Below are 224 nucleotides of genomic sequence, written 5' to 3' on the forward strand. Positions count from 1 at the left end.
CCTTTTATTGCTGCAGCGTGGAAATCAGAGAATGGAACATTTGGATCTGAAGTTGTTGCATGCAATGTATATTTGTTTTCTCCTAGAATTCTAGCATTTAGTAGTGCATTAGCTAAATCTCCAGTCCCGTTAATTACTCCTTGAAGTAGGGCTAGTACTGGTTTTAAAGCGGTATCTAGAATTGGATTTAAAACTGGACCTAAAACTTTCCCTAAAAGTGGAAG

The 224-nt window shown here is 37.5% G+C and carries 1 protein-coding gene; it reads right to left on the bottom strand.

Translation table 11 applies throughout. The annotated features are described in order from the left end of the window. The coding region (locus tag COI75_RS27025; protein ID WP_176535606.1) for an adhesive domain-containing protein at positions 1 to 224 on the bottom strand (224 nt) is incomplete at both ends.

The organism is Bacillus cereus, from assembly GCF_002564555.1.
Taxonomy (GTDB): Bacteria; Bacillota; Bacilli; order Bacillales; family Bacillaceae_G; genus Bacillus_A; species Bacillus_A cereus_K.